General features: G+C 77.0%; 24 protein-coding genes and 1 tRNA gene. 11 read left to right on the forward strand and 14 right to left on the reverse strand.

Annotated features, from left to right (window positions below; all coding sequences use genetic code 11):
- Positions 1-8 precede the first annotated feature (8 nt).
- The 6 genes from VER05_RS19520 to VER05_RS19545 form a co-directional block, all read right to left on the reverse strand.
- Positions 9-1049: an adenosine deaminase gene (locus VER05_RS19520; RefSeq protein WP_324846966.1), complete on the reverse strand. Its 1041-nt coding sequence runs from the start codon at positions 1047-1049 to the stop codon at positions 9-11.
- A gap of 142 nt (positions 1050-1191) precedes the next feature.
- Positions 1192-1758 (reverse strand): response regulator, encoded by a 567-nt coding sequence (locus VER05_RS19525; RefSeq protein ID WP_414647663.1) that lies wholly within the window; start codon positions 1756-1758, stop codon positions 1192-1194.
- Between the two features lie 80 nt (positions 1759-1838).
- Positions 1839-3140, reverse strand: coding sequence for a sensor histidine kinase (locus tag VER05_RS19530; RefSeq protein ID WP_324846968.1), 1302 nt, complete (start codon positions 3138-3140; stop codon positions 1839-1841).
- A 19-nt stretch (positions 3141-3159) separates the two neighbouring features.
- Entirely contained in the window at positions 3160-3999 is an 840-nt protein-coding gene (locus tag VER05_RS19535; protein ID WP_324846969.1) for an ABC transporter permease, read from the reverse strand.
- Positions 3996-4898: an ABC transporter ATP-binding protein gene (locus tag VER05_RS19540; protein ID WP_324846970.1), complete on the reverse strand. Its 903-nt coding sequence runs from the start codon at positions 4896-4898 to the stop codon at positions 3996-3998. The genes VER05_RS19535 and VER05_RS19540 overlap by 4 nt, the downstream gene beginning before the upstream one ends.
- A 132-nt stretch (positions 4899-5030) precedes the next feature.
- Positions 5031-6266: a pyridoxal phosphate-dependent aminotransferase gene (locus VER05_RS19545; RefSeq protein ID WP_324846971.1), complete on the reverse strand. Its 1236-nt coding sequence runs from the start codon at positions 6264-6266 to the stop codon at positions 5031-5033.
- 186 nt (positions 6267-6452) lie between these two features.
- On the opposite strand from VER05_RS19545, the gene VER05_RS19550 reads away from it, so the two are divergent.
- The 5 genes from VER05_RS19550 to rplA all read left to right on the forward strand — a co-directional run bounded on the left by VER05_RS19550 (position 6453) and on the right by rplA (position 9158).
- Positions 6453-6525 (forward strand) — tRNA-Trp (locus tag VER05_RS19550).
- A 114-nt stretch (positions 6526-6639) separates the two neighbouring features.
- On the forward strand, positions 6640-6924 hold the full coding sequence (gene secE / locus VER05_RS19555) for a preprotein translocase subunit SecE (RefSeq protein ID WP_324846972.1): 285 nt from the start codon (positions 6640-6642) through the stop codon (positions 6922-6924).
- A 71-nt stretch (positions 6925-6995) separates the two neighbouring features.
- Entirely contained in the window at positions 6996-7799 is an 804-nt protein-coding gene (nusG, locus tag VER05_RS19560) for a transcription termination/antitermination protein NusG (protein WP_324846973.1), read from the forward strand.
- A gap of 97 nt (positions 7800-7896) precedes the next feature.
- Positions 7897-8328 (forward strand): 50S ribosomal protein L11, encoded by a 432-nt coding sequence (gene rplK, locus VER05_RS19565; RefSeq protein ID WP_147795436.1) that lies wholly within the window; start codon positions 7897-7899, stop codon positions 8326-8328.
- Positions 8329-8438: 110 nt separating this feature from the next.
- Positions 8439-9158 (forward strand): 50S ribosomal protein L1, encoded by a 720-nt coding sequence (gene rplA, locus VER05_RS19570; RefSeq protein ID WP_324846974.1) that lies wholly within the window; start codon positions 8439-8441, stop codon positions 9156-9158.
- A gap of 265 nt (positions 9159-9423) precedes the next feature.
- Here rplA and VER05_RS19575 read toward each other — a convergent pair whose 3' ends face one another.
- Both VER05_RS19575 and VER05_RS19580 read right to left on the reverse strand, forming a co-directional pair.
- The gene (locus VER05_RS19575; protein ID WP_324846975.1) at positions 9424-10164 is read right to left on the reverse strand and encodes a hypothetical protein; all 741 of its coding nucleotides are present in this window, start codon (positions 10162-10164) and stop codon (positions 9424-9426) included.
- Entirely contained in the window at positions 10161-10577 is a 417-nt protein-coding gene (locus tag VER05_RS19580; RefSeq protein WP_324846976.1) for a DUF4383 domain-containing protein, read from the reverse strand. The genes VER05_RS19575 and VER05_RS19580 overlap by 4 nt, the downstream gene beginning before the upstream one ends.
- 221 nt (positions 10578-10798) lie before the next feature.
- Here VER05_RS19580 and VER05_RS19585 point away from each other — a divergent pair, with 221 nt between their 5' ends.
- Together VER05_RS19585 and VER05_RS19590 are read left to right on the forward strand one after the other, a co-directional pair.
- The gene (locus VER05_RS19585) at positions 10799-11092 is read left to right on the forward strand and encodes an MTH1187 family thiamine-binding protein (RefSeq protein WP_324846977.1); all 294 of its coding nucleotides are present in this window, start codon (positions 10799-10801) and stop codon (positions 11090-11092) included.
- Between the two features lie 202 nt (positions 11093-11294).
- The gene (locus tag VER05_RS19590; RefSeq protein WP_324846978.1) at positions 11295-12386 is read left to right on the forward strand and encodes a hypothetical protein; all 1092 of its coding nucleotides are present in this window, start codon (positions 11295-11297) and stop codon (positions 12384-12386) included.
- Positions 12387-12433: 47 nt separating this feature from the next.
- Here VER05_RS19590 and VER05_RS19595 read toward each other — a convergent pair whose 3' ends face one another.
- From VER05_RS19595 to VER05_RS19615, 5 genes are all read right to left on the reverse strand, one after another.
- A complete protein-coding gene (locus VER05_RS19595; RefSeq protein WP_324846979.1) occupies positions 12434-13402 on the reverse strand; it encodes an alpha/beta hydrolase in 969 nt (322 codons plus the stop codon).
- 29 nt (positions 13403-13431) lie between these two features.
- Positions 13432-14394 carry a zinc-binding dehydrogenase gene (locus tag VER05_RS19600; protein ID WP_324846980.1) on the reverse strand — a complete coding sequence of 321 codons (963 nt, stop codon included), beginning with the start codon at positions 14392-14394 and terminating at the stop codon, positions 13432-13434.
- A gap of 64 nt (positions 14395-14458) precedes the next feature.
- Positions 14459-15283, reverse strand: a complete 825-nt coding sequence (locus VER05_RS19605; RefSeq protein WP_324846981.1) for a maleylpyruvate isomerase N-terminal domain-containing protein — start codon at positions 15281-15283, stop codon at positions 14459-14461.
- Positions 15284-15331: 48 nt separating this feature from the next.
- A complete protein-coding gene (metX, locus tag VER05_RS19610) occupies positions 15332-16624 on the reverse strand; it encodes a homoserine O-acetyltransferase MetX (RefSeq protein WP_414647664.1) in 1293 nt (430 codons plus the stop codon).
- Positions 16621-17940, reverse strand: coding sequence for a bifunctional o-acetylhomoserine/o-acetylserine sulfhydrylase (locus tag VER05_RS19615; RefSeq protein ID WP_324846982.1), 1320 nt, complete (start codon positions 17938-17940; stop codon positions 16621-16623). The genes metX and VER05_RS19615 overlap by 4 nt, the downstream gene beginning before the upstream one ends.
- Before the next feature lie 538 nt (positions 17941-18478).
- Between VER05_RS19615 and VER05_RS19620 the strand changes: the two genes are divergently transcribed.
- Positions 18479-19855, forward strand: coding sequence for a C40 family peptidase (locus tag VER05_RS19620; RefSeq protein WP_324846983.1), 1377 nt, complete (start codon positions 18479-18481; stop codon positions 19853-19855).
- A gap of 118 nt (positions 19856-19973) precedes the next feature.
- On the opposite strand, the gene VER05_RS19625 is transcribed toward VER05_RS19620, so the two are convergent.
- Positions 19974-20471, reverse strand: a complete 498-nt coding sequence (locus tag VER05_RS19625; RefSeq protein WP_146835884.1) for an inorganic diphosphatase — start codon at positions 20469-20471, stop codon at positions 19974-19976.
- A 191-nt stretch (positions 20472-20662) separates the two neighbouring features.
- Here VER05_RS19625 and dacB point away from each other — a divergent pair, with 191 nt between their 5' ends.
- From dacB to tilS, 3 genes are read left to right on the forward strand one after another with little or no spacing between them, the layout of a single operon-like run.
- On the forward strand, positions 20663-22051 hold the full coding sequence (gene dacB / locus VER05_RS19630; RefSeq protein WP_324846984.1) for a D-alanyl-D-alanine carboxypeptidase/D-alanyl-D-alanine endopeptidase: 1389 nt from the start codon (positions 20663-20665) through the stop codon (positions 22049-22051).
- 53 nt (positions 22052-22104) lie between these two features.
- Positions 22105-23172, forward strand: a complete 1068-nt coding sequence (locus tag VER05_RS19635) for a zinc-dependent metalloprotease (RefSeq protein WP_324846985.1) — start codon at positions 22105-22107, stop codon at positions 23170-23172.
- 1 nt (position 23173) lies between these two features.
- A complete protein-coding gene (gene tilS / locus VER05_RS19640) occupies positions 23174-24367 on the forward strand; it encodes a tRNA lysidine(34) synthetase TilS (RefSeq protein WP_324846986.1) in 1194 nt (397 codons plus the stop codon).
- The last annotated feature ends 93 nt before the right edge of the window (positions 24368-24460 follow it).

Here is a 24460-nt window from a genome sequence, read left to right on the forward strand (position 1 = left end):
GCGGTTGGTCAACCCGCGGGTTGCGCAACCGGGTCGGTGGCGAGCCACGCGTCGACGCCGGACAGCAGCCGCGCCTTCGACCCGTCGGACGCCCGGCTCGCCCGGATCGACGCCCGCGCCAGGTCGGCCAGCTCGGCGTCGGTGAACCCGTGCACGTCGCGCGCGGTCGCGTACTGCTCGACCAGCCGGGAGCCGAACAGCAGCGGGTCGTCCGCGCCCAGCGCCACCGTGGCGCCCGCGTCGACCAGCCGGCGCAGCGGCACGTCCTCCGGCCGGCGGTAGACCCCGAGCGACACGTTCGAGGCCGGGCACACCTCCAGCGCGATCCCGCGGTCCACGATCCGGCGCAGCAGCGCGCCGTCCTCCGCGGAGCGCACGCCGTGGCCGAGCCGGTCGGGGGCCAGCGACTCGAGCACGTCCTCGACGTGCGGCGGGCCGAGCAGCTCGCCGCCGTGCGGCACGGACGCCAGGCCCGCGCGCCGGGCGATCGCGAACGCCGGCGCGAACTCCGGGGTGTCCCCGCGGCGCTCGTCGTTGCTCAGGCCGAACCCGATGACCTCGCCGGGGCCGTCGCCGGCGTACCGGGCGGCCAGCCGGGCGAGGATCCGGGCGTCCAGCGGGTGCCGCATCCGGGACGCGGCCACGATCACGCCGACCTCGATGCCCAGGTCCGCGCTCGCCGACCGGGCCTCGTCCAGCACGATCTCGAGCGCGGGCGTGATGCCGCCGACCGGCGGGGCGTACGACGTCGGGTCGACCTGGATCTCCAGCCGGCCCGAGCCCTCGGCGGCGTCGTCGGCCGCGGCCTCACGCACGATCCGGCGCAGGTCGGCCTCGCCGCGGACGCAGGCGCGGGCCGCGTCGTACAGCCGCTGGAACCGGAACCAGCCGCGCTCGTCGGCCGGGACGCGCAGCCCCTCGCCGTCGAGCAGCGTCGCCGGCAGGCGCACGCCGCGCTCGGCCGCAAGGTCGCCCAGGGTCTGCACGCGCATCGACCCGGTGAAGTGCAGGTGCAGGTGAGCCTTCGGGAGCAGGGCCAGGTCGCGCACCCGGCGAGTCTGCCCGATGCGGCCGTGCGGCGCGCCCGGCGGCGCGCCGGGGGTCACGTCGCGCGAGGTCGTCGGTTCAGCCCGAGGTCGGCGGTTGCGCACCCGTCCTCCTGGACGGAACCCACGACCTCGGCGCCGCGCGTCAGGGCGGCGGCAGCAGCCCGCGCTGCATCGCCACCGTCACCGCGTGCGTGCGGTCGTCGACCCCGAGCTTCGCGAACGCCCGCAGCAGGTGCGTCTTCACGGTCGCCTCGGTGATGAACAGCTCGCGCCCGACCGCGGCGTTCGACAGCCCGCGCGCCACCCCGGCCAGCACCTCGAGCTCCCGCGCGGTCAGCCGCTCGCCCTCGCCGCGCACCTGCTGCACCAGCCGGGAAGCCACGGACGGCGACAGCGCCGACTCGCCCCGCGCCGCGCCGCGCACGCCCGCGACGAGCTGCTCGCGCGGGGTGTCCTTGAGCAGGTAGCCGGTGGCGCCGGCCTCGACCGCGCGCAGGATGTCGGCGTCGGTCTCGTACGTCGTCAGCACGAGGACCCGCACGCCCGGCACCTCCGCGACGATCCGCGCGGTCGCCGCGGCGCCGTCCAGCACCGGCATCCGCAGGTCCATCAGCACCAGGTCCGGGCGCAGCGCCCGCGCGGCCTCGACCGCGGCGGCCCCGTCGCCGACCTCGCCGACCACCTCGACGTCCGGCTCGACGGTCAGCATGCCGACCAGCCCCGACCGCACCACGGGGTGGTCGTCCGCGACCAGCACCCGCACCGTCGCCGCGTCCTGCTCCTCCGCGGTCACGCCGTCCCCGTCCCCGGGCCGGCGAGCGGCCCGTCGTCGTCGCGGAGCGGCATCGCCAGCCGCACCCGCGTCCCGCGGCCGGGCTCCCCGGCCACGTCGAGCGTCCCGCCGCCGGCGGTGACCCGCTCCCGCATCCCGCGCAGCCCGACGCCCTCGGCGGTGCCGGGCGCGAGGCCCTGCCCGTCGTCCAGCACCTCGAGCGCCAGCACGTCGTCGTCGCGGACCAGGCGGAGCAGCACCCGGCGGGCGCCGGCGTGCTTGCGGACGTTGGCCAGCGCCTCCTGCGCCGCCCGCAGCAGCACGACCTCGGTGTCCCGGTCGGGCGCGCCGGCCTCGCCGAGGGCGACCTCGACCCGGACGCCCGTCTCGGCCTGGAACCGCTCCGCCAGCCGCTCCAGCGCCTCCGCGAGCGTCGCGTCCGCCAGCGCGGCCGGCCCGAACGCGGCGACGAGCGCGCGGGCCTCGGCGAGGTTCTCCCGCGCGACCCGCTCCACCTGGTCGAGCCGGTCCCGGGCCAGGTCGCCCCGGCCCGCGTCGAGCTGGGCCTGCGCGGTCTGCGCGAGCATCACCACGCTGGTGAACCCCTGCGCCAGGGTGTCGTGGATCTCCTGCGCCATCCGCTCCCGCTCGGCGAGCACGCCCGAGGCGTGGTTGCTGGCGGCGAGCTGGGCCTGGGCCGCCTCGAGCTGCTCCAGCAGCCAGGCGCGCTCCTCGGACCGCTCGGCGACCCGGGTGATCCACACCCCGAGCGCCAGGGAGAAGATCAGGCCCACGGCCATCTGCGCCGCCAGCACCACCAGGTCGCGCGCCGACGGGTCCTCGCCCGCCGCGAAGGCGGCCGTCGCGATCGCCGCGCAGGAGGCCACCGCGAGGACGACGGACGCGACCACGCCCTCCCGCATCGAGGCGGCGAAGAACCAGACCTGGGAGAAGCCGACGAACAGCAGGATCGAGCCGATGGTGCTGACCCCGCTGCACAGCGAGACGACCACCACGAGCACGACCAGGTAGGCCCGGGTGAGCCGGACGTCGCCGGCCTGGGCGCCGCGTCGGCCGACCAGGACGTAGGCGAGCAGGAGCAGGGTCAGCCCGCCGAGCGCCGCCCAGGTCCCCCCGTCCGGCGGGAACGTGTCCGCGACCGTGAGGATCGAGATGGCGCTGATGGCCAGGAGCGCGTAGAACGCCGCGTCCCAGCCCGCCAGGGCCCGGCGCCAGAACAGCGTCCGCTCGGCCTCGGCGCGCGCGCCGCCGGGGGCCGGGGCCGCAGCCCCGTCCCCCGGTCGCGCGTGGCTGGTCACGGGCCCAGTCTGGCGCAGCTCAGCCGTCGTCACGCCGCCGCCACCGGAACGTGCGCACCCCGACCACGAGCCCGACCACCAGCCAGGCCAGCAGGACCGCCGCGGTGGCGCCGTGCTGCCAGGACCCGGACGGCTCGAGCGCGGCCGCCTCGTCCGGCAGGAACACCGACCGCATGCCCTGGGCCATCCACTTGAGCGGGAACACCGACGCCACCTGCTGCATCCAGGAGGGCAGGTCGTAGAAGGCGAAGAACACGCCGGAGATGAACTGCAGCACCAGCACCACCGGCGTCACCACGGCGCTCGCGGACCGGCCGGACCGGGGCAGCGAGGAGAACCCGACCCCGCACACCGCGGCCGCCGCGACGCCGAGCAGGAACACCCAGCCGAACGTCACCCAGCCGGCGGCGTCCGGCAGGTCGACGTCGAACAGCAGCGCGGCGACCGCGAGCAGCAGCGCCACCTGCACGACCGACACGACGAGCACCTGGCCGATCTTGCCCAGGAAGTACGCCGACGGCGGCAGCGGGGTCCCGCCCAGGCGCTTGAGGCCGCCCTCGTCGCGCTCGACGGGGATCGAGATCGCCAGCGACTGGAACGAGGACAGCAGCACGCCCGTGGCGATCATGCCGGGCAGGAAGTACTGCGCGAACGGCACCCCGTCGGCGACCTCGGCGCCGTCCTGGCCGAACACCGTGGCGAAGATCGCCAGCATGATGATCGGGTACGCGAAGATGAAGATGATCGCGTCCCGCTCGCGGAAGAACCCGCGGATCTCGTAGCGGGCGCGGTCGACGCCGAGCCGCACCGCGCCGGGCAGGCGGCCGGCGGTGGGCCGGTCCAGGGTCATGGTGCTCATCGCGCGGCCTCCGTCGTCGCCAGGGCGGGCGCCGCCGCCGGGGTGCTGTCCTCGTCGTCCGCGATCAGCCCGAGGTACACGTCCTCGAGCGTCGGCCGGACGACCTGCAGGCCGGGGACCTCGCCGCCGAGCCTCGCGCCGAGTGCGGCGACCACCGCGGTCGGGGCGTCGGTCCGCTCGCGGCGGACCTCGCCGCCCTCGGTCCACTGCACGACCGCCTGCCGCGCCGAGCGCCCGCCGAGGTCGGCGGGGGTGTCCACCGCGACCACCCGGCCGGACCGGACCACGGCCACCCGGTCGGCCAGGTGCTCGGCCTCCTCCAGGTAGTGCGTGGTGAGCAGGATCGTCGTGCCGCCGTCGCGCAGGCCGGAGACGAGGTCCCAGAACGCGTGCCGCGCCTCGGGGTCGAAGCCGGTCGTCGGCTCGTCGAGGAACAGCAGCTCCGGCCGCCCGACGATGCCCAGGACGACGTCCAGCCGGCGCCGCTGCCCGCCGGACAGCTGGCGGCTGCGGGTCCGCGCCTTCTCGCGCAGGCCGACGGCGTCGATCACCTCGTCGGGGTCGCGCGGGTCGGGGTAGTACCGGGCGAAGTGGTGCACGAGCTCGGAGACCGTGGCCTCGGCGAGGTCGTTCGTGCCCTGCAGCACGATGCCGATCCGGGCGCGCCACTCGCGGCCCGCGGTCTGCGGGTCGACGCCGAGCACGCGGACGTCGCCGCCGTCGCGCCGGCGGTACCCCTCGAGGATCTCGACGGTGGTCGTCTTGCCCGCCCCGTTCGGGCCGAGCACGGCGACGATCTCGCCGCGGGCCACCGCGAGGTCGAGCCCGTCGACGGCGCGCTTCTCGCCGTACCGCTTCTCCAGCCCGGTCACCCGGACCGCCAGGTCGCTGTCGTCCATGGCAGCCAGCCTGGCGGGGGCGCGTGCCCCGGCGGGACGACCGGGGGACGGGACCGCCCGTCCACCGATCGGTGGACGGGCGGGTCAGCCGGTGCGGGGCGCTGTGGCGTCCGGGGGCGGGGCCCGGGGGCGTCAGCCCTCGGCGAGCAGCGCCTGGATCCGCCCGACGCCCTCGGCGAGGTCGGCGTCGCCCAGCGCGTAGGACAGCCGCAGGTACCCGCTCGGCCCGAACGCCTCGCCCGGGACCACCGCCACCTCCGCCTGGTCGAGCAGCAGCGCGGCGAGCTCGGCGGACGTGGCCGGCGTGACGCCGCGGTAGGTCCGCCCGAGCAGGCCGTCGACCGCGGGGTAGGCGTAGAACGCGCCCTCCGGGGCGGGGATCACGACGCCGTCGATCTCCGCCAGCATCGACACCATGGTCCGGCGCCGGCGGTCGAACGCCTCGCGCATCGCGGCGACGGCCGACAGGTCGCCGGTCAGCGCGGCGATCGCGGCGTGCTGGGACACGTTGGCGACGTTGGAGGTCAGGTGCGACTGGAGGTTGGTCGCGGCCTTGACGACGTCCGACGGACCGACGAGCCAGCCCACCCGCCAGCCGGTCATCGCGTAGGTCTTGGCGACGCCGTTGAGCACCACCGTGGTGTCCGCGAGCTGCGGGACGGCGGACAGCATCGGCGTCGCCACCGCGCCGTCGTAGGTGAGGTGCTCGTAGATCTCGTCCGTGACGACCCAGATGCCGTGCTCGAGCGCCCAGCGCCCGATCTCGGCGGTCTGCTCCGGCGAGTACACGGCGCCGGTCGGGTTGGACGGCGAGCAGAACAGCAGGACCTTCGTGCGGGGGGTGCGCGCGGACTCCAGCTGGTCGACCGTGACCTTGTACCCCTGGTCGACGCCGGCGATCACCTCGACCGGCACGCCGCCGGCCAGCCGGATCGCCTCGGGGTAGGTGGTCCAGTACGGCCCGGGCAGCAGCACCTCGTCGCCCGGGTCGAGCAGCGTCGCGAACGCCTGGTAGACGGCCTGCTTGCCGCCGTTGGTCACGAGGACGTCGGCGGGGGAGACCTCGTACCCGGAGTCGCGCAGCGTCTTGGCCGCGATCGCCTCCTTGAGCGCGGGCAGCCCGCCGGCGGGGGAGTAGCGGTGGTTCGCGGGGTTGCGCGCGGCGGCGACCGCGGCCTCGACGATGTAGTCGGGCGTCGGGAAGTCGGGCTCGCCGGCGCCGAAGCCGATCACCGGCCGCCCGGCGGCCTTCAGGGCCTTGGCCTTCGCGTCGACCGCCAGCGTGGCGGACTCGGCGATGCCCCCGACGCGCGCGGACACGCGGCGGGTCGACGCGGACGGGGCGGGCTGAGGGGCTGGCGCGCTCACGGCGCCATCCTCGCAGACGGGGCGGCGCCGGCGCAGCGGGCGTCCGCGGCGGCGCGCGTCACAGCGGCGGCGCCCCGGGGCGGTTCGACCCCGGCCCGCGCGTCGCGTACAGTGGTCCCTCGGTGGTTGACGTCCACCATGATGAGCCGCGCCCGCGAGGGACGCTCACCAGGACGCCGCCGCCGTAGGGTAGTGGCGCAATTGGTAGCGCACCGGTCTCCAAAACCGGCGGTTGCGAGTTCGAGTCTCGCCTGCCCTGCGCGTGTGGTCACGGACCGCGCGGCCCACCCGGGGACCTCCCGGGGCGCGGCCGCCGGACGACATGAGGCGCCCGGCGACGGCCGGCGTCGCGAGACGTAGGGGAATCGATCAGGTGAGCGACTCGGCACCCGTGGCGGCGTCCGACGCGGGCGAGCCCGCGGAGCGGACCGGCGGCAAGAAGGCCGCCCGCCCGGAGAAGAAGCGCGGCCTGTTCGCCCGCATCGCCCTGTTCGTCCGCCAGGTCGTGGCGGAGCTCAAGAAGGTCGTCCGCCCCACCCGCAACGAGCTGGTGACCTACACCGGCGTCGTGCTGGTCTTCGTGGCCGTCGTGATGGCGTTCGTGACGATCGTGGACTTCGGCATCGGCAAGGCCACGTTCTGGATCTTCGGGGGCTGAGCGCCCACGGCGCCCCCGCGGGGCGCACGTCCCCTCAGCACCACCTTCCGCAGCAGAAAGCAGGTTCGCCCGTGTCGCAGGAATCGCAGGAGCCCGGTCTGGGTGCCGCCGAGTCCGAGCTCGACGACGCCCTGGCGTCGGTCGAGGCGGTCGAGGCCCCGGCCGCCGGCGAGCCCGCGGACGCGGTCGACGCCGACGCCGACGAGACGACCGAGGTCGAGGCCGAGGAGACCGACGAGGTCGCCGACGACGACGCCGCCGACGAGGTCGACGTCGACGAGGACCCGGTCGCCGCGTTCAAGGCGCAGCTGAAGTCGCAGTTCGGCGACTGGTACGTCATCCACTCCTACGCGGGCTACGAGAACCGCGTGAAGACGAACCTCGAGAACCGCATCCAGAGCCTCAACATGGAGGACTTCATCTTCCAGGTGGAGGTCCCCATGGAGGAGGTCGTCGAGATCAAGAACGCGCAGCGCAAGGTCGTGCGCCGCGTCCGGATCCCCGGCTACGTCCTCGTGCGCATGGACCTCACCGACGAGTCGTGGGGCGCCGTCCGGCACACCCCGGGCGTCACGGGCTTCGTCGGCCACACCCACCAGCCGGTGCCGCTGACCCTCGACGAGGTGTTCTCGATGCTGGCGCCGACGATCGAGGCGAAGGCCCCGGCCGCCGCCCCGCAGCAGAAGGCCGCCGCCCCGATCGAGGTCGACTTCACCGTCGGCGAGTCGGTCACCGTCACCGACGGCCCGTTCGACACGCTGCCGGCCACGATCTCCGAGATCAGCCCCGAGAACCAGAAGCTCAAGGTCCTCGTCTCCATCTTCGGCCGGGAGACCCCGGTCGAGCTGTCGTTCAGCCAGGTCGCCAAGATCTGACCCGCCCGCCCCGCACCACGCGGGGCGCGCGCGGACGCAGCACTGCAACCGGGTCATCGCCCACGGCGTCGGCCCACGAGAGAAGAAAGGGTGGCTCATGCCCCCGAAGAAGAAGGTCACCGGCCTCATCAAGCTCCAGATCAACGCCGGTGCGGCGACCCCCGCCCCGCCGATCGGTCCGGCGCTGGGTCAGCACGGCGTCAACATCATGGAGTTCTGCAAGGCCTACAACGCGGCCACCGAGTCGCAGCGCGGCAACGTGATCCCGGTGGAGATCACGGTCTACGAGGACCGTTCCTTCACCTTCATCACGAAGACCCCGCCGGCCGCCGAGCTCATCAAGAAGGCCGCCGGTGTCGCGAAGGGCTCGCCCACGCCGCACACGGTCAAGGTCGCGACGCTGACCGCGGACCAGGTCCGCGAGATCGCCTCGACCAAGCTCGAGGACCTCAACGCCAACGACCTCGCCGCCGCCGAGAAGATCATCGCCGGCACCGCGCGCTCGATGGGCATCAAGGTCGAGGGCTGATCCCCCCGACCGACTGATCCACCGCCCGCCCCGGGACCTCCGGGGCGGGCGACCCAGTGGCAGGGCCCTGTGCGGCCCGACGACCACGACTGCTGAAGGAGAGAGAGCAGATGGCGAAGCACAGCAAGGCGTACCGCGCCGCGGCCGAGAAGATCGAGGCCGGCACCACCTACAACCCGCTGCAGGCGATCCGTCTCGCGCAGGCCACGTCGACCACCTCGTACGACGCGACCGTCGAGATCGCGATGCGCCTGGGCGTCGACCCGCGCAAGGCGGACCAGATGGTCCGCGGCACGGTCAACCTGCCGCACGGCACCGGCAAGACCGCCCGCGTCATCGTGTTCGCGAACGGCGAGCGCGCCGAGCAGGCCCGCGCCGCCGGTGCGGACGAGGTCGGCGGCGACGAGCTGATCGAGAAGGTCGCGGCGGGCTACACCGACTTCGACTCCGCAGTCGCGACCCCGGACCTCATGGGCAAGGTCGGCCGGCTCGGCAAGGTGCTCGGCCCGCGTGGCCTCATGCCGAACCCGAAGACCGGCACCGTGACCATGGACGTCGCGAAGGCCGTCGCCGACATCAAGGGCGGCAAGATCGAGTTCCGCGTCGACAAGCACGCGAACCTGCACTTCATCATCGGCAAGACGTCCTTCTCGGACACCCAGCTGGTGGAGAACTACGCCGCGGCGCTCGAGGAGATCCTGCGTCTCAAGCCGTCCGCGTCGAAGGGCCGCTACATCACCAAGGCGACCGTCTCGACCACGAACGGCCCCGGCATCCTGGTCGACCAGAACAAGACCCGGAACCTCACCTCGGAGGACGAGGCGGCCTGAGCCACCTCACCCGGTACGCGGAGGCCCGGCACCCCTGAGGGGGTGCCGGGCCTCCGGCGTTCGCGGGGTGCTGCGCGGCCGCTGCGCGCGTGCGCCGGAGCGCGCCCGGCGACCGGGCGGCGCGGGCGCGCGCAGAGCCGCGCGGCGCCGGGGGAGCCGTCCCTGCCGACGCCGCGCGGCGGTCGTGGGGCCGGGCCTCGCGGCCCGGCGGGGTGCCCGACCTCGCGGCCCGGCACGCCGGACCACGGGCCCGGCGGGTGCTCGACTAGTGGCCCGCGTGGCCCGTCTCGGCCGGGAGGCCGTGCGAGCCGTGGGGCACCGCGTGGGCGCCCGCCTCGGTCGCGGCGAGCCCCGGCACGGTCACCAGGGCCACCAGCAGGGCCCCGGCCGCCAGGGTGCCCGCCTGCCCCGCACCGCCGGGGGCGCGGCGGCGCGGCCCCGGGGCGCCCGCGGCGCGCAGCCCGAGCGCGAGCAGCACGCCCGCCGCCAGCCCCAGCACCAGCGCGGCGGCCTCGGCGGCCGTCGTGGCCGTCCCGGTCAGCGGCGCGCTGAGCAGCACGGCCGGCCCGGACGCCAGCGCGACGCCGGCGGCGACGCGGGGCGCGGGGGCCGGGCCGCGCAGGGCGAGCACGCCCCAGCCGATCGCCACGAGCCCGAGCGCCGCCAGGGCGACGCCGACGGGCAGGTGGTGCTCGAGGTGGCCGGCGCCGACGCCGCAGGCGACGAGACCGAGGCCGAGCGCGGCCAGCGACGACCACTGCCGGGTGAGGGCCTGGAGCGCGCCCTCGTCGGCCGTGCCGGCGCCGACGCCCTCGACCGCCGCCGAGGCCTCGGCGGCCAGCCGGCCCTGGGCGGCGGGCGCCGCACCGCCCACCCCCGCGGCGGCGGGCGCCCGCACGCCCGCCGCCGGGACGGCGCCGCCCGCCGGCCGGGCCGGGGCGTGCGCGCGGCCGCCGAGCAGCCCCCGCGCCGGCCCGGGCGCGCGGCCGGCGAGCGACCCGCTCACGCCCGGCGCGCCGCGGCCGGGGCGGTGGCGGCGCGGTCGGCGCCCAGGCCGACGCCGAGCAGCAGGATCGCGCTGGCGAAGTGCAGCACGTTGTCCGCGCCGTTCAGGGCGAGGATGTTCGCCGACGAGCCGACCAGGAACAGGCCGAGCAGGCCGACCAGCAGGTAGACGGCGCCGACGGTGGTGTTCGCGCCGCGCGCGGCCTTCACGGACGCCAGCGCGGCGCCCAGCAGGGCGGCGCCGATCGCCAGGTGCACGATGTTGTGCAGGGGGTTGACCTCGAAGAAGATCAGCGTCCCGCCCTCGGTGCCCGCGAAGTCGGCGCCGGAGCTGACGAAGAAGCCCGCGATCCCGACGAGCAGGTAGACGGCGCCGAAGATCCCGCCGACGAGGCGGTTGGCAGACTGGCCCATGGTGATCTCTCCTCTCGGGGTGCGTCCCCGCTGACGTGGCGCACGGGGCGTGCGCTGCCGGGGGTTCGGAGCCGGGGCCGGGCCGGATGGGTCGGACCTGCGGGTGAAGCGCCGCGGACCTGCGCCGACCCGCCCGTGCGCGGGGCCCGCACCCGTCCGCGCGGCCCCGCACCCGTCCGGGGGCTGGACGCCGCCGGGGGGCGTGCACCAGGGTGGGACGCATGCTCGTGGCGTTCTCCGTGTCCCCGCTCGGTGCGGGTGAGTCCGTGACCGAGGCCGTCGCCGACGCGGTGCGCGTGGTCCGGGAGTCCGGCCTGCCGCACCGCACCGACGCGATGTTCACGACGATCGAGGGCGACTGGGACGCGTGCATGGACGTGGTGAAGCGCGCGTCCGAGGCCGTCGGCCGGCACGCCGGGCGCGTGAGCCTCGTGCTCAAGGCCGACATCCGGCCGGGGCGCACCGGCGAGCTGACGGGCAAGGTCGAGCGGTTGGAGGAGCACCTGTCCGCGTGACGGCGTGCGCGGCCGGCCGCCGGCCGGGGCGCGCCGGCGTGGACATCTCGTGCAGATGGACGGCACCGGGACCCCGTGCGGCCCCGGTGGTGGAAGACTTCCGCGGGGTGGCGCGCCCGGCGGTGCCGGGCGCCGAGCAGCGGCGCGTGCGGCGCGGTGGGGCGGTCCGGCAGGGGGCCGCGGGAAGGGATGCAGCGTTCTGATGGCGATCTTCGAGCTCGACGGCGGCCAGGGGACCCTGGTCCAGCCGATGCGGCCCCGGGCCGACGCGTTCGAGGCCGACTCGTCCGCGCTGGTGACCGAGCACGCGTCGGACCTCCTGGGCGAGCAGGTGCTCACGGTGCGCGAGGGCGGCGCGGGCGGACCGCACCTGCTGGCGCTGGACGCGGGCTCGCGCCCCGTCGTGGTCGAGGTCGTGCAGCTGCTCGACGAGACCGGCCTGGTCCGCGCCCTGCGGCACGCGGGCGGCGCCGCCCGGCTGAGCCGCGCGGACCTCGCCCGGATGTACCGCGGGGGCCCCGAGGCCTTCGAGGCGGACCTCGCCGTGTTCCGCGACCGCGCCCCGGTGCTGCAGTCGCAGGCCCCCGTGCGCCCGGGCGCCCGGCTGGTCGTCGTGTGCGCGGACGTCGCCGAGGACGTGCTGGAGGCGGTCGACCACGTGACGGCCGGCGGCGGCGTCGAGGTCCTGCGGCTGGGCGTGACCCAGGGCCCCGGCGGCCGCCGCTACGTCGACGTGTCCCCGCTGCGCACGACCCCCGGCCAGCGCCGCGCCGTCGAGCCGGGTCCGCGCACGGGCGCCGTGCCGGTGGCCGCGGCCCGCACGGCGACCTCCGGCGGGCACCGCGGCGCCGCGCCGACCGACCCGACGCCCGTGGTCCGCGCGGACGCGGCCGACCCCGACGGCGCCGAGCACCACCGGCACGCCGCCCCGGCGCCGGCGCCGCGCCCCGCGCCGCGCACGGACGAGACCACGCTGATCCCGCCGGTCGTCGACGACGTCCCCGCCCCCCGCGACGGCGACGCGGCGGCCGACGCCCCGCTGCCGGAGCTGGAGGCGCTCGCCGCCGCCGAGCGCCGCGACCTGGAGCTCGTCTGGCACCGGGTGCGCCGCAACCAGCGGCTGGTGGCGACGCTGCGGGTGGACGGGCTGATCGAGCTCGAGGACGGCAGCGTGCACGCCGACCCGAGCACCGCCGCGACGGCGGCCGCCGACCTGGAGCGGCCGGCCGACGGCTGGCGGGTGTGGCGGTTCGGCGAGGACGGGCCGACGCTCGGCGAGGCCGTCGGCGCCTGACGCGCGGCGCCGGACGCCCCCGCGCGCGACCGGCGCCGGGGGCCGGCTCAGGACCAGCCGTACGCCGCCGTCCAGCGGGCGATCTCCGCGTACAGCCGCGCCCGCACGGGCGCGGGCGACAGCGTGAGGTCGTGCAGCCCGCCGGCGATCCGCACCACCGACACCACCGGCCCGAGCTGCACCGCGCGCCGGGCCAGCAGCTCGACGTCGAGCACCACGTCCGCGGCCCGCATGTCCTCGCTCCACCGCGGGCTGATGACGGTCCGGTCGGAGGCGAGCATGAGCACGGGCACCCGGATGTGCAGCCCGCGGGCCACCTCCGCGTGCCCGGCGAGGATCGCGGCGAGCCAGCCGGCCCGCGCGGGGAACGACGGCACCGGCCGCCACGCGTCCTCGTAGGTCCACTCGCCGCCGTCGGCCGCCCGCAGGGTGCGCGCGTAGAACCCGGGGTCGATGTTCGGCAGCGGGGCCTTGGGCTGCAGCCGGGCCAGCCGGGTCACGGCGGGGGCGCTGACGTGCCGGACGAGCGCGGCGCCCTGGAGCTCCAGCCACGGGGAGTTGAGCACCAGCCCGTGCACCCGGCCCGGGTGCCGGTTCGCCCAGAGCGAGCCGATCAGCCCGCCCGTGGAGTGGCCCATGATCATCACCCGCGCGAACCGCCCGAGGTCGCGGTGCACCTGGTCGAGCGCGGCCTCGATCTCCTCGTCGTAGGTGCGCAGGTCCTCGACGTAGCCCGGGGTCTGGTGCGGCAGCAGGCTGCGGCCGTACTTGCGCAGGTCGAGCGCGTAGAACGCGGCGCCCTGGGCGTGCCAGAACTCGGCGAGCCCGGTCTGGAAGAAGTAGTCGGACCAGCCGTGCACGTACAGCACGGCGCGCGACGGGCGCAGCGGCTCCGGCGTGGGCGGGGCGTACCGGACGAGGCTGGCGACGACCTCGCCCTCGTCGTCGGGCGCCAGGTCGATCGTCCGGACGCGGTAGTCCGGGCCCAGGACGTCCTCGCGCCACCGGCCGGCCATCGCGCCCCCCTCGTCGACCCGTCGACCCGTCAGACCTCGGCGACGACCTTGCCGAACTGCTCGCCGCGCGCCAAGCGTGCCAGGCCGTCGCCGACCCGGGCCAGCGGGACCGTCGAGTCGACGACCGGGCGCACGCCCGTGCGGGCCAGGAACGCGAGCAGCTGCTCCAGGTCCTGCCGGGTGCCCATGGTCGCGCCGAGCACCGCGATCTCCAGGAAGAACACCCGCTGGATCTCCATCGCGGCGGGGTCCCCGGTGGTGGCGCCGGCGACCACGATCGTGCCGCCCGGCCGCACCGAGCGGACCGAGTGCGACCAGGTCGCGGCGCCGACGGTCTCGACCACCAGGTCCACCCGGACCGGGAGCCGCTCGCCGGACCCGACCGCGCCGGCCGCGCCCAGCTCGAGCGCCCGCGCGCGCCGGCCCTCGTCGCGGCTGGTCACCCAGACCTCGAGGCCGGCCGCCGCGGCGAGCCGGATCGCGGCCGTGGCGACGCCGCCGCCCGCGCCCTGCACGAGCACCCGCTGGCCGGGCTGCGCGCGGCCGGTCACGAACAGCATCCGGTAGGCGGTGAGCCAGGCGGTCGGGACGCAGGCCGCCTCGACGAACGACAGCTCCGCCGGCTTGGCGACGAGGTTCCACGTGGGGACCGCGACGCGCTCGGCGATCGTGCCGGGGTACCGCTCGGACAGCAGCGACCGCGGCTCCGCGGGCCCGACGCCGTGGCCGGACGCGCCGCCGACCACCGCGTGCAGCACGACCTCGCGGCCGTCCGGGGTGACGCCGGCGCCGTCGGTGCCGAGCACCATCGGCAGCTGCTCGGGCTCGAGGCCGACGCCTCGCAGCGACCAGAGGTCGTGCTGGTTGAGGGCCGCCGCGCGCACGTCGACGGTGGTCCAGTGCTCGCGGGGTCCCGGGTCCGGGTGCTCCCCGACGGTCAGGCCCGCCAGGGGGTCGTCGGGCGAGAACCGGGTGACCATCGCGGCGAGCATGCTCCCGACCCTAGCCCGCGCCCGCCGCGCCGCCCCGGGACCCCGTCGAGAGGGCGACCGGGGGTCAGAGGAGGGGGAGCATCCGGCCGAGGTCCGGGACCGAGTCCGACGTGAACCGCGGGGCGAGGGCCGCCGCCAGCACGTCGACGTCGTAGGGCACCCGCCCGGCCGCCAGCCGCACCCAGGTGAGCGGCTGCACGACGTCGAGGTCCCAGCCGCCGCGCGCCCGGACGATGCGCAGCAGCTCGGTCGCCACGAGGTCGAGCGCGTCGCCGTCGAGCGGCCCGGCCGAGGTGACCCCGTCGCCGAGCCCGCCGTCCGGCCCGAGCCCGCCGGGTACCCCCGGCAGCGGGCCGACGCCGGTGCCGAGCTCCGCGCGCGACCCCGGCGCCGCGCCCCGCGCGCGGGCCAGCGAGCGCTGCAGGTCGTCGGCGTGCACCACGAGCTCGGTGATCCGGGACGCCAGCATGGTCGACAGCAGCACCGGGCCGCGGCGGGCCTGCACCACGCGGTCCTCCGGCCCGAGCTCGTCGGCCCGCCGGAGCGCCCGCTCGACCAGGGCGTCGACGTGCCGCAGGGGGTCGTCGGCGATCTCGGCCGCGAGCTCCTTCGTGACCCGGTCGATGTCGGCGGCCCGGCCCGCGTACGAGCCGAGGTACTCGGCGAGGCTGAGCGGCACGGTGCCGGCCGGCGCGGGCTCGCACACGGCGAGCGCGTCCATGGCCCGGCCGAGGTGCGCCACGAGCTCGGCGACGCTCCAGCCGTCCAGCACGCTCGCGGCGCGCGCCGTGTCGGCGTCCAGCACGTCGCCCACCCAGTCGCGCAGCGTGCCCCACTGCCGGCGCAGCACCTCGGTGCGCGCGGTCACGTCCCCGGTCCCGGTCTGCATGGGGCCAGCGTGCCAGACGCCGCCGCGCGGGCGGCGCGCCGTCCGGCCTCAGCCCTCCAGGTGCTCGCGCACCAGCGGCCCGAGCTGCTCGTGCTCGATGAGGAACCCGTCGTGCCCGTAGGGCGTCCGCAGGGTGTGCAGCGGCCGTGCCCCCGGCACCCCCGCCGCGATCCGCGCCGACTGCTCGGGCAGGAACAGCCGGTCCGTGTCCACCGCGACGACGAGGGTGTCGGCCGTGACCGTGGCGAGCGCCGCCTCGACGCTCCCGCGGTCCCGGCCCAGGTCGTGCGTGATCATCGACCGGGTCAGCACCGCGTAGGTGTTGGCGTCGAACCGGCGCGCGAGCTTGTCCCCGTGGTGGTCGAGGTACGACTGCACCGCGAACCGGCCGCCGTCCAGCGGCTCCTCGCCGCCCTGCGGGATCCGGCCGAACCGCGCGTCGAGCTCGGCGGCGCTGCGGTACGTCTGGTGCGCGATCTGCCGGGCCAGCCCGAGGCCGACGTGCGGGCCCTCGCCGTCGGGCGCGTCGTAGTAGTCGCCGCCGCGGAACCGCGGGTCGGCGGACAGCGCCGTGAGCTGGGTGTGGAACGACGCGATCTGGTCGCCCGAGGTCTGCGCGGAGGTGGCGATCGCGGCGAGCCGGCGGACGCGGTGCGGCGCGGTGACCGCCCACTCCAGCGCGCGCTGGCCGCCCATCGACGCCCCGACCACCAGGGCCCACGACCCGATGCCGAGCGCCTCGGCGAGCCGCAGCTCGGCGGCGACCTGGTCGCGGACGGTCAGCTGCGGGAACCGGCTGCCCCACGGGCGCCCGTCGGGGGCGGTGCTCGCCGGACCGGTGCTGCCCTGGCAGCCGCCGAGCACGTTCGGCGCGACGACGTACCAGCGGTCGGTGTCGATCGGCGCCCCGGGGCCGACGAGCGTCGACCACCAGCCGGGCGTCGGGTGCCCGGGGCCGGCGTCGCCGGTCACGTGCGAGTCGCCGGTGAGGGCGTGCAGGACGAGCACCGCGTTCGAGCCGTCGGGGGCGGGCGTGCCCCAGGTCTCGTAGGCCATCCGGACGTCGGGCAGCCGGCCGCCGGCCTCCAGGTCGAGCGCGCCGAGGTCGACGAACCGGCGCCGGCCGACGGGGTCGCCCTCGCGCCAGGCGGAGGACGCGCGCGGCGGCGTGCTCGGCAGCGGCCGGCCGCTGTGGTCGCCCGTGGGACCCCCCGCGCCGGCGGGGGTGGTGCGGGTGGTGCGGTCGGGCACGGGCCGTCCTGACGTGGGTGCGCCGACGGGCGCCGTGGGGGTCACGGCGCCCGTCGGGGTGGATCCGGTGGTGGGCACGGGGTGGCTCAGGCCCCCTTGGCGGCGCGGAAGCCGGCGTCGAGGTCGGCGAGGATGTCCTCGATCCCCTCCAGGCCGACCGAGAGCCGGACCAGCCCGGGCGTGACGCCGGACAGCGCCTGCTCCTCGGGCGTGAGCTGGCTGTGCGTGGTCGACGCCGGGTGGATGACGAGGGAGCGGACGTCGCCGATGTTCGCGACGTTGGAGTGCAGCTCCAGGGCCGAGACGAACGCCTGGCCGGCGGCGGCCCCGCCCTCGACCTCGAACGCGAGGACCGCGCCGGTGCCGTTCGGGCCGTACTTGCGGCCGAGCTCGTACTGCGGGTGCGAGGGCAGCCCGGCGTAGGTCACCGACAGCACGTCGTCCCGCGCCTCCAGCCACTCGGCGACCTTCTGGGCGTTGGCGACGTGCCGCTCGACCCGCAGCGACAGCGTCTCGAGGCCCTGGGCGATGAGGAACGCGTTGAACGGGCTGATCGCGGCGCCGAGGTCGCGGAGCAGCTGCACCCGCGCGCGCAGCACGTAGGACAGGTTGACCCCGAAGGCGCCGTCCTTCCCGAGGTCCCGCGCGAACACGAGGCCGTCGTAGGACGGGTCGGGCGTGTTGAACGACGGGTACTTCTCGGGGTCGGCGCCGTAGTCGAACGTGCCGCCGTCGACGATGACGCCGCCGATGGCCGCGCCGTGCCCGCCGAGGTACTTGGTCGCCGAGTGCACGACCACGTCGGCGCCCCACTCGAGGGGCCGGATCAGGTACGGGGTCGGGACGGTGTTGTCGACGACGAGCGGGACGCCCGCCTCGTGGGCGACGCCGGCCACGGTCTCGATGTCGAGGACGTCCTGCTTCGGGTTGGGCACGGTCTCCGCGAAGAACGCCTTGGTGTTCGGCCGGACCGCGTCGCGCCACGCCTGCGGGTCGTGCGGGTCGGTGACGAACGTCGTCTCGATGCCGAACCGGGGGAGCGTGTGGCGCAGCAGGTTGTACGTGCCGCCGTACAGGCTCGGGCTGGCGACGACGTGGCTGCCGGCCTCGGCGATGTTGAGGATCGCGTACGTCTCCGCGGCCTGGCCGGACGCGAGCAGCAGCGCGCCGACGCCGCCCTCGAGCGAGGCGATCCGGTCCTCGACGGCCTGCACCGTGGGGTTGCCGATCCGGGTGTAGATCGGGCCGAGGTCCTTGAGCGCGAACCGGTCGGCGGCGACGCCGGCGTCCGGGAACACGTAGGACGTCGTCTGGTAGATCGGCAGCGCGCGGGCGCCGGTGGCGCTGTCCGGGGTCTGGCCGGCGTGGATCTGGCGGGTCTCGAAGGACCACTGCTGCTGGGTCATCGTCTCTCTCCTGGCGGTGCGTGGGGGCTGGCGGTGCGGGGTGGTGGGCGGTGCGCACGCGCGTCGTGCCAGGAGGGGTCCCGGGCGGCCGGTGCCGGTGTGCGGCGACCCGGGGGCGACGGGGTGCCGCCGTCTGCGGGGCGCCGGAGCCGCGGCCCGTGGGGGCCTGCGGGCACAGCCGAGCGTGCGCTGATCAGCGACACATTCGGCGGGACATGCGGCTCACAGTACGGAGCGCGCGCCGGGGCGTGGAACAGCCGTCCCGCGATGTGAGACGCGCTGTCCACGGCGGGCCGGCCCGGGGGCGCGGAACGGCACGTCGGGGGCCACGGGGGTCCGCCACCCGGGTGATTCGTGGCCCCGGGTGTCCGGTTCGTCCCGAACCACGCCGATGTGACTCATGTGAACGGTGTGACTCGTGTTCACTTCTGTGATTTTCACCGGTAGCGTCCCTCAGCGGGGCGCAGGGACTTTCGCCGGCCCCGGGGCGCGCACGCGGTGCGCGCGGGGGTGGCGGACGGCGACGAGAGGCGAGCAGGTGCGGACCACGGGACGGGCGCGCGCGGCGCGAGGTGCAGCCGCGGCGATCACGGCGGCGGTGCTGCTGCTGCCCGCGAGCGGGGTGGCGCTGGCCGACCCCGACGTGAGCGACCAGGACGTGCGGGACGCGCGACGGGCGGTGACGTCCGCGTCCTCGGCCGTCGCCGGCATCGAGGTGCGGCTCGCCGAGCTCAGCACGCAGGCCGAGACCAGCCAGGTCGCGGTCCAGCAGGCCGGCGAGGCGTACGCGCAGGCCCAGGCGGACCTGGCCTCCGCGCAGCAGCAGGCCAGCCAGGCGTCCGAGCAGTACGACCAGGCGCAGGAGCAGTTCGCGGAGGCCCGGGCCACGCTCGTGGCGATCGCCCGCGAGGCAGCGCGCTCGGGCGGCTCCATGGACACGGTGCAGGCCCTGCTGTCCGCCGACGGGTTCGAGGACGTCGTCGCCCGCAGCGAGGCGCTGTCGCACGTCAGCTCCAAGGCCGACCAGGCGGTGCAGGGCTACCTCGCGGCCGAGCAGGTCGCGACCACGCTGAAGACGAAGGCCGACCAGGCCGCCGCCGCCCAGGAGACCGCGGCCGCCGACGCGCAGGACGCGCTCGACGCGGCCCAGCAGGCCCAGTCCGACGCCGACGCGGCCGTCGCCGCGGCGCAGACCGAGCGCGCGGGCCTGATCCAGCAGCTCGCGGTGGCGCGGAACACCAGCGCCGAGGTCGAGCAGGCCCGCCAGGACCAGATCGACGCCGAGCGCCAGGCGCGCGCCGAGGCCGCGGCCCAGGCCGAGCGGACCACGCCGGCGGCGAGCACGCCGGCCGCGGGCGGCGGCACGGCCCCTGCCGCCGGCGGCGGGTCCGCCGCGCCGTCGACCCCCTCGACGCCGAGCACGCCGAGCACCCCGTCGACCCCCTCCACCCCGTCGACGCCGAGCACCCCGCCGGTCACGACGCCGCCGGTGACCACCCCGCCGGTCACGACGCCGCCGGTCACGACCCCGCCGCCCGTGTCCGCGAGCAAGGCGGAGACCGCGATCGCGTGGGCCCGGACCAAGCTCGGCCTGCCGTACGTCTGGGGCGGCACGGGCCCCAACGGCTACGACTGCTCCGGCCTCACCCAGGGCGCGTGGAAGGCGGCCGGCGTCAGCCTGAACCGCACGTCGCGCGACCAGTACCGCCAGGTGACCAAGATCGCGTACGCCGACCTGCAGCCGGGCGACCTGGTGTTCTGGGGCACGAACAAGAACGACGCCAGCAGCGTCTACCACGTGGCCCTCTACATCGGGGGCGGCCAGATCCTCGAGGCGCCCAGCGAGGGCAAGCCGGTGCGGATCGCGGCCATGCGGTACACGAACTCGATGGCCTACGCGGGCCGGGTGGGCTGACCGGCCGACCCGTCGCGCCCGCCGCACCCGCGGCGCACGACAGGGCCCCGGCGCGCGTGCTGCGCGCCGGGGCCCTGTCGTGCGTCCGGGCGCCGCCCGCGCGGGGCGGCGGCTCGGGTCAGTGCTGGTCGTACCCCGCGTCGATCGCGCGCTGCCGGGAGCGCTCGATCTCGGCCTCGGCCTCGGCGCGGCCGACCCAGTGGGCGCCCTCGACCGACTTGCCGGGCTCCAGGTCCTTGTAGACCTCGAAGAAGTGCTGGATCTCCAGGCGGTGGAAGTCCGACACGTCGTCGATGTCCTGGCGCCACGCGGCGCGCTGGTCGCCCGTCGGCACGCAGAGCACCTTGTCGTCGCCGCCGGCCTCGTCGCGCATGCGGAACATGCCCAGCGCGCGGCACCGGATCAGGCAGCCGGGGAACGTCGGCTCCTCGAGCAGCACCAGGGCGTCCAGCGGGTCGCCGTCCTCGCCGAGGGTGCCGTCGATGAAGCCGTAGTCGTCCGGGTACCGGGTCGAGGTGAACAGCATGCGGTCCAGCCGGATCCGCCCGGTCGCATGGTCGACCTCGTACTTGTTCCGCTGGCCCTTGGGGATCTCGATCGTGACGTCGAACTCCACACCCGCTCCTTCGTCTCCGCCGCCGGCGACCCTGGCGCCGCGGCGGGCAGCTGATCACGGCGGCGTGCCAGGTGGTGGCGCGTCGCCTTCAAGCCCCTAGTGTGACGCACGGACGGCGCGGCGGTGGCCCGTGCCGGGAGAACACGACGGGAACGGGTGGTCCGGTGGCGCGCGCGGGCAGGACGGTGGGCGTGGCGGCGCTCGTGCTGGTGCTCGCGGGCGGGGCCTACGCGACCGCGGACGCCTACGACGTGGTGCCCGGCCTGGTGACCCTCGCGCCGGAGCCGGCCCCCGCGGCGCCGTTCCCCGAGGCCCCCGGCGCGACGACGACCGGCGCCGGGGCCGCGGTGCTCGCCGACCTGGACGCCGCCACCCCGGCGCCGGACGCGGGGCAGGTGCAGGCGCTGGTGCAGGGCCTCGCGGGCGACGCGCGGCTGGGCCCGACCGTGGGCGTCCTCGTCGCGGACGCGCTCACCGGCGAGGTGCTGGGCGAGCACGCGGGCGACGACGCCCGGACCCCGGCGTCGACGGCCAAGCTCGTGACCGGCGTGGCCGCGCTCACCCGGCTCGGCGCCGACCGGACGTTCGACACCACCGTGCGCCAGGGCGCCGGGGACCAGGTCGTCCTCGTGGGCGGCGGCGACATGATGCTGGCCGCCGGCGCGGGCGACCCGGAGGCCGTGAACGGCCGCGCGGGCCTGGCCGACCTGGCCGCGCTGGTCGCGGTGCAGCTGCGGCTGGCGGGCCGGGACACGGTGACCCTGGGTCTCGACGACACGCTGTTCACCGGCCCCGCGACCGCCCCCGGCTGGGACCCCGCCGACATCGCCAACGGGTTCGTGGCGCCGGTCGCGCCGCTGGCGGTCGACATCGCGAAGATCTCCGCCGGGGAGTACCCGCCGCGGCGCGCGGACCCGGCGATGCACGCCGCGACCGAGTTCGCCGCGCGGCTCGGCGAGGCGGGGATCACCGTGACCGGCACCCCGACCCGGGTGTCGACGCCCGCGACCGGCGACGTGCTCGGCGTCGTGTCGTCCGCGCCGGTGCCCGAGGTCGCGCAGTACTTCCTCGACACCTCGGACAACACCATCACCGAGGTCGTGGCGCGGATGGTCGCGCTCGACCTGGACCTGCCCGGCAGCTTCGAGGGGGCGACCCGGGCCGTGCTGCGCACCGCGCAGACCCTCGGGGTCGACACCGCGGGCGCCACGCTGGCCGACGCCTCCGGGCTGGCCGAGGGCTCGGCGCTGCCGCCCCGGATGCTGCTCGGGCTGCTGGAGCTCGTCGTCGACCCGGCGCACCCCGAGCTGCGCGAGGTGAGCAACGGCATGCCGATCGGCGGCCTGACCGGGACGCTCGCCGACCGGTTCCGCTCCGGGGACGCGACGGGCCTGGTGCGCGCCAAGACCGGCAGCCTGACGAGCGTCACCTCGCTCGCCGGGTCGGTGCTGGACGCCGACGGGCGGCTGCTGCTGTTCGTGCTCATGGCCGACCAGACCGGGGCGGTGGGGCAGTACCAGCCGCGGCAGGCGCTGGACGGGTTCGTCACGGCGCTCGCGGGGTGCGGCTGCCGGGGATGACGCCCGGGGCGCCGGGCGGCGACCGCGCGGCCGCGCGTGGTTACGGTGGGCGGGTGCAGCCGGCCGTGGACTGGGACCTGGCCGCCCGGCTCGCCGCGCGCGCGGTGCGGTCCGGGCCCGCCGCCACGCGCGCCGAGCGGGCCGCGGTCGTCGCGGACCTGCGGGCCGCCGCGCCGGTGGCCGCCGAGCACGTCGCGCGGATCACCCGCATGGCGCCGGCCGACCCCGCGGCCCCCGCGCACGACGTCCGGGTGGTCGACCGCGCGTCCTGGGCGCGCGCCAACGTGCGGGCGCTGCAGGGGCTGACGGCGCGGGTCGGGGTGCCCGCCGACCGCGGGGTGCGCGGCACGGCCGGCGCCGGGCAGGTCGCCGCGGTCCTCGGCCTGCTGTCGGGGGCGGTGCTGGGGCAGTACGACCCGTGGGGCGGCCGGGGCACGCTGCTGCTCGTGGCGCCCAACGTGCTGGCGGTGGAGCGGTCGCTCGGGGTCGACACCGCCGACTTCCGGCTGTGGGTGACGCTGCACGAGCAGACGCACGCCCAGCAGTTCGCGTCCGCCCCGTGGCTGGTGGACCACCTGACCGAGCGGCTGCGGGTGCTGCTGGCGGAGGAGGGGCCGCGGCCCCGCCGGCCGTGGGGGCCCCGGGCGGACGCGGGCTCGGGCGGGGACGTCGCGCGGGACGGCGGCGGACCCGCGCCGGACGAGGCGGCCCCGGGCGCCCGCGCCGGGCGGCCGCGCTCGCTGCTGGACCTGCTCGACCCGCGGCAGCGCGTGGTGCTGGACGAGGTGGGCGCCGTGATGGCGCTGCTCGAGGGGCACGCCGACGTGACCATGGACGCCGTCGGCCGGTCGGTGGTCCCGTCCGTGCGCCGCATCCGGCGCCGGTTCGAGGCCCGCCGCGACGGCGCCGCCGGGACCGGCGGGATGCGCCGGGCGCTGCGGGCCGCGCTCGGGATGGACGTCAAGCTCGCCCAGTACCGCGAGGGCGCGGCGTTCGTGCGCGCGGTGCGCCGCCGGGTCGGCACCGACGGGCTGAACGCGGTGTGGGCGTCGGCGGGCGCCCTGCCGACGGCCGCCGAGATCGCGGACCCGGCCGCCTGGGTGCGCCGGGTGCACGGCTGACGTGGCCCGGCTGGACCCGGCGGTCGCGGCCGTCCGGAGCGCGGTGGACGCCGCGCTCGCGGACCTCCCGGCCGGCGCGCGGGTGCTGGTCGCGTGCTCCGGGGGCCCGGACTCGCTGGCGCTCGCGGCCGGGGCGGCGTTCGTCGCGGCGGCCGCGGCCCGGCGCGGCGCGCCCGGGTGGCGGGTCGGCGCGGTCGTCGTGGACCACGGCCTGCAGCCGGGCAGCGCCGCCGTCGCCGAGCGGGCGGCGCGCGCCTGCCGGGCGCTCGGCCTGGACCCGGTCGTGGTGGTCGCGGTCGACGCGGCGGCGGACGCGGGCGCCGGCGGGCCGGAGGCGGCGGCGCGGGACGCCCGGTACGCGGCGCTGGACGCCGAGGCGGCGCGGCTGGGGGCGGCGGCGGTGCTGCTCGGCCACACCCGCGACGACCAGGCCGAGGGCGTGCTGCTCGGCCTCGCGCGCGGCTCCGGGGCGCGGTCGCTCGCCGGCATGCCGGCCGCCCGGGGCCTGCTGCGCCGGCCGCTGCTCGGCGTGTCCCGCGTCGAGACGGTCGCCGCGTGCGCCGCGCTGGGGCTGGACCCGTGGCACGACCCCACCAACGCGCCCGCCGACGGCGACGCCGGCGCGCCGGCCCGGTCCCGGGTGCGCGCGCGGGTGCTCCCGGTGCTGGAGCGCGAGCTCGGGCCGGGCGTGGCGGCGGCGCTGGCGCGGTCGGCGGACCTGCTGCGCGAGGACGCGGACGCCCTGGACGCGCTCGCGGCGGACCTGCTGGACCGCGCGGCGGCGGCCGCTGCCGTGCCGGTGGACCCGCCGGCGCGGGCCCGCCCCGGCGTGCCGGTCCCGGCGGATCCACCCGGGGCCGGCGCCCCCGCCGGCGTCCTGCTCGACGCCGCCGTGCTCGCGGCCGCGCCCGCCGCCCTGCGGCACCGCGCGGTCCGGGCCGCCGCCGTCCGCGCGGGCGCCCCCGCCGGCTCGGTCACCCGCGCGCACGTCGCGGCCGTCGCCGCGCTCGTCACGGACTGGCGGGGGCAGGGCCCCGTCCACCTGCCCGGGCGCGTGGCGGCGTCCCGCGCGTGTGGCAGGCTTGCGCTGCGCGCAGCACCCCCGTCGACCGACCCGGACGACGTCGTGCCCGCGCGGGCCCGGGCTCAGCGCCGGGCCGTCGAGCCGGACGACGAGGGAGACCCGCAGCGGTGAACGTGGAGGACATGGGCGCGGACCTGGAGCGCGTGCTCCTGACCGAGGAGCAGCTCGGGACCCGCCTGGACGAGATCGCGGCCCAGGTCGACG

Source organism: Cellulomonas sp., from assembly GCF_035634735.1.
In the GTDB taxonomy this organism is placed as follows: Bacteria; Actinomycetota; Actinomycetes; order Actinomycetales; family Cellulomonadaceae; genus Cellulomonas.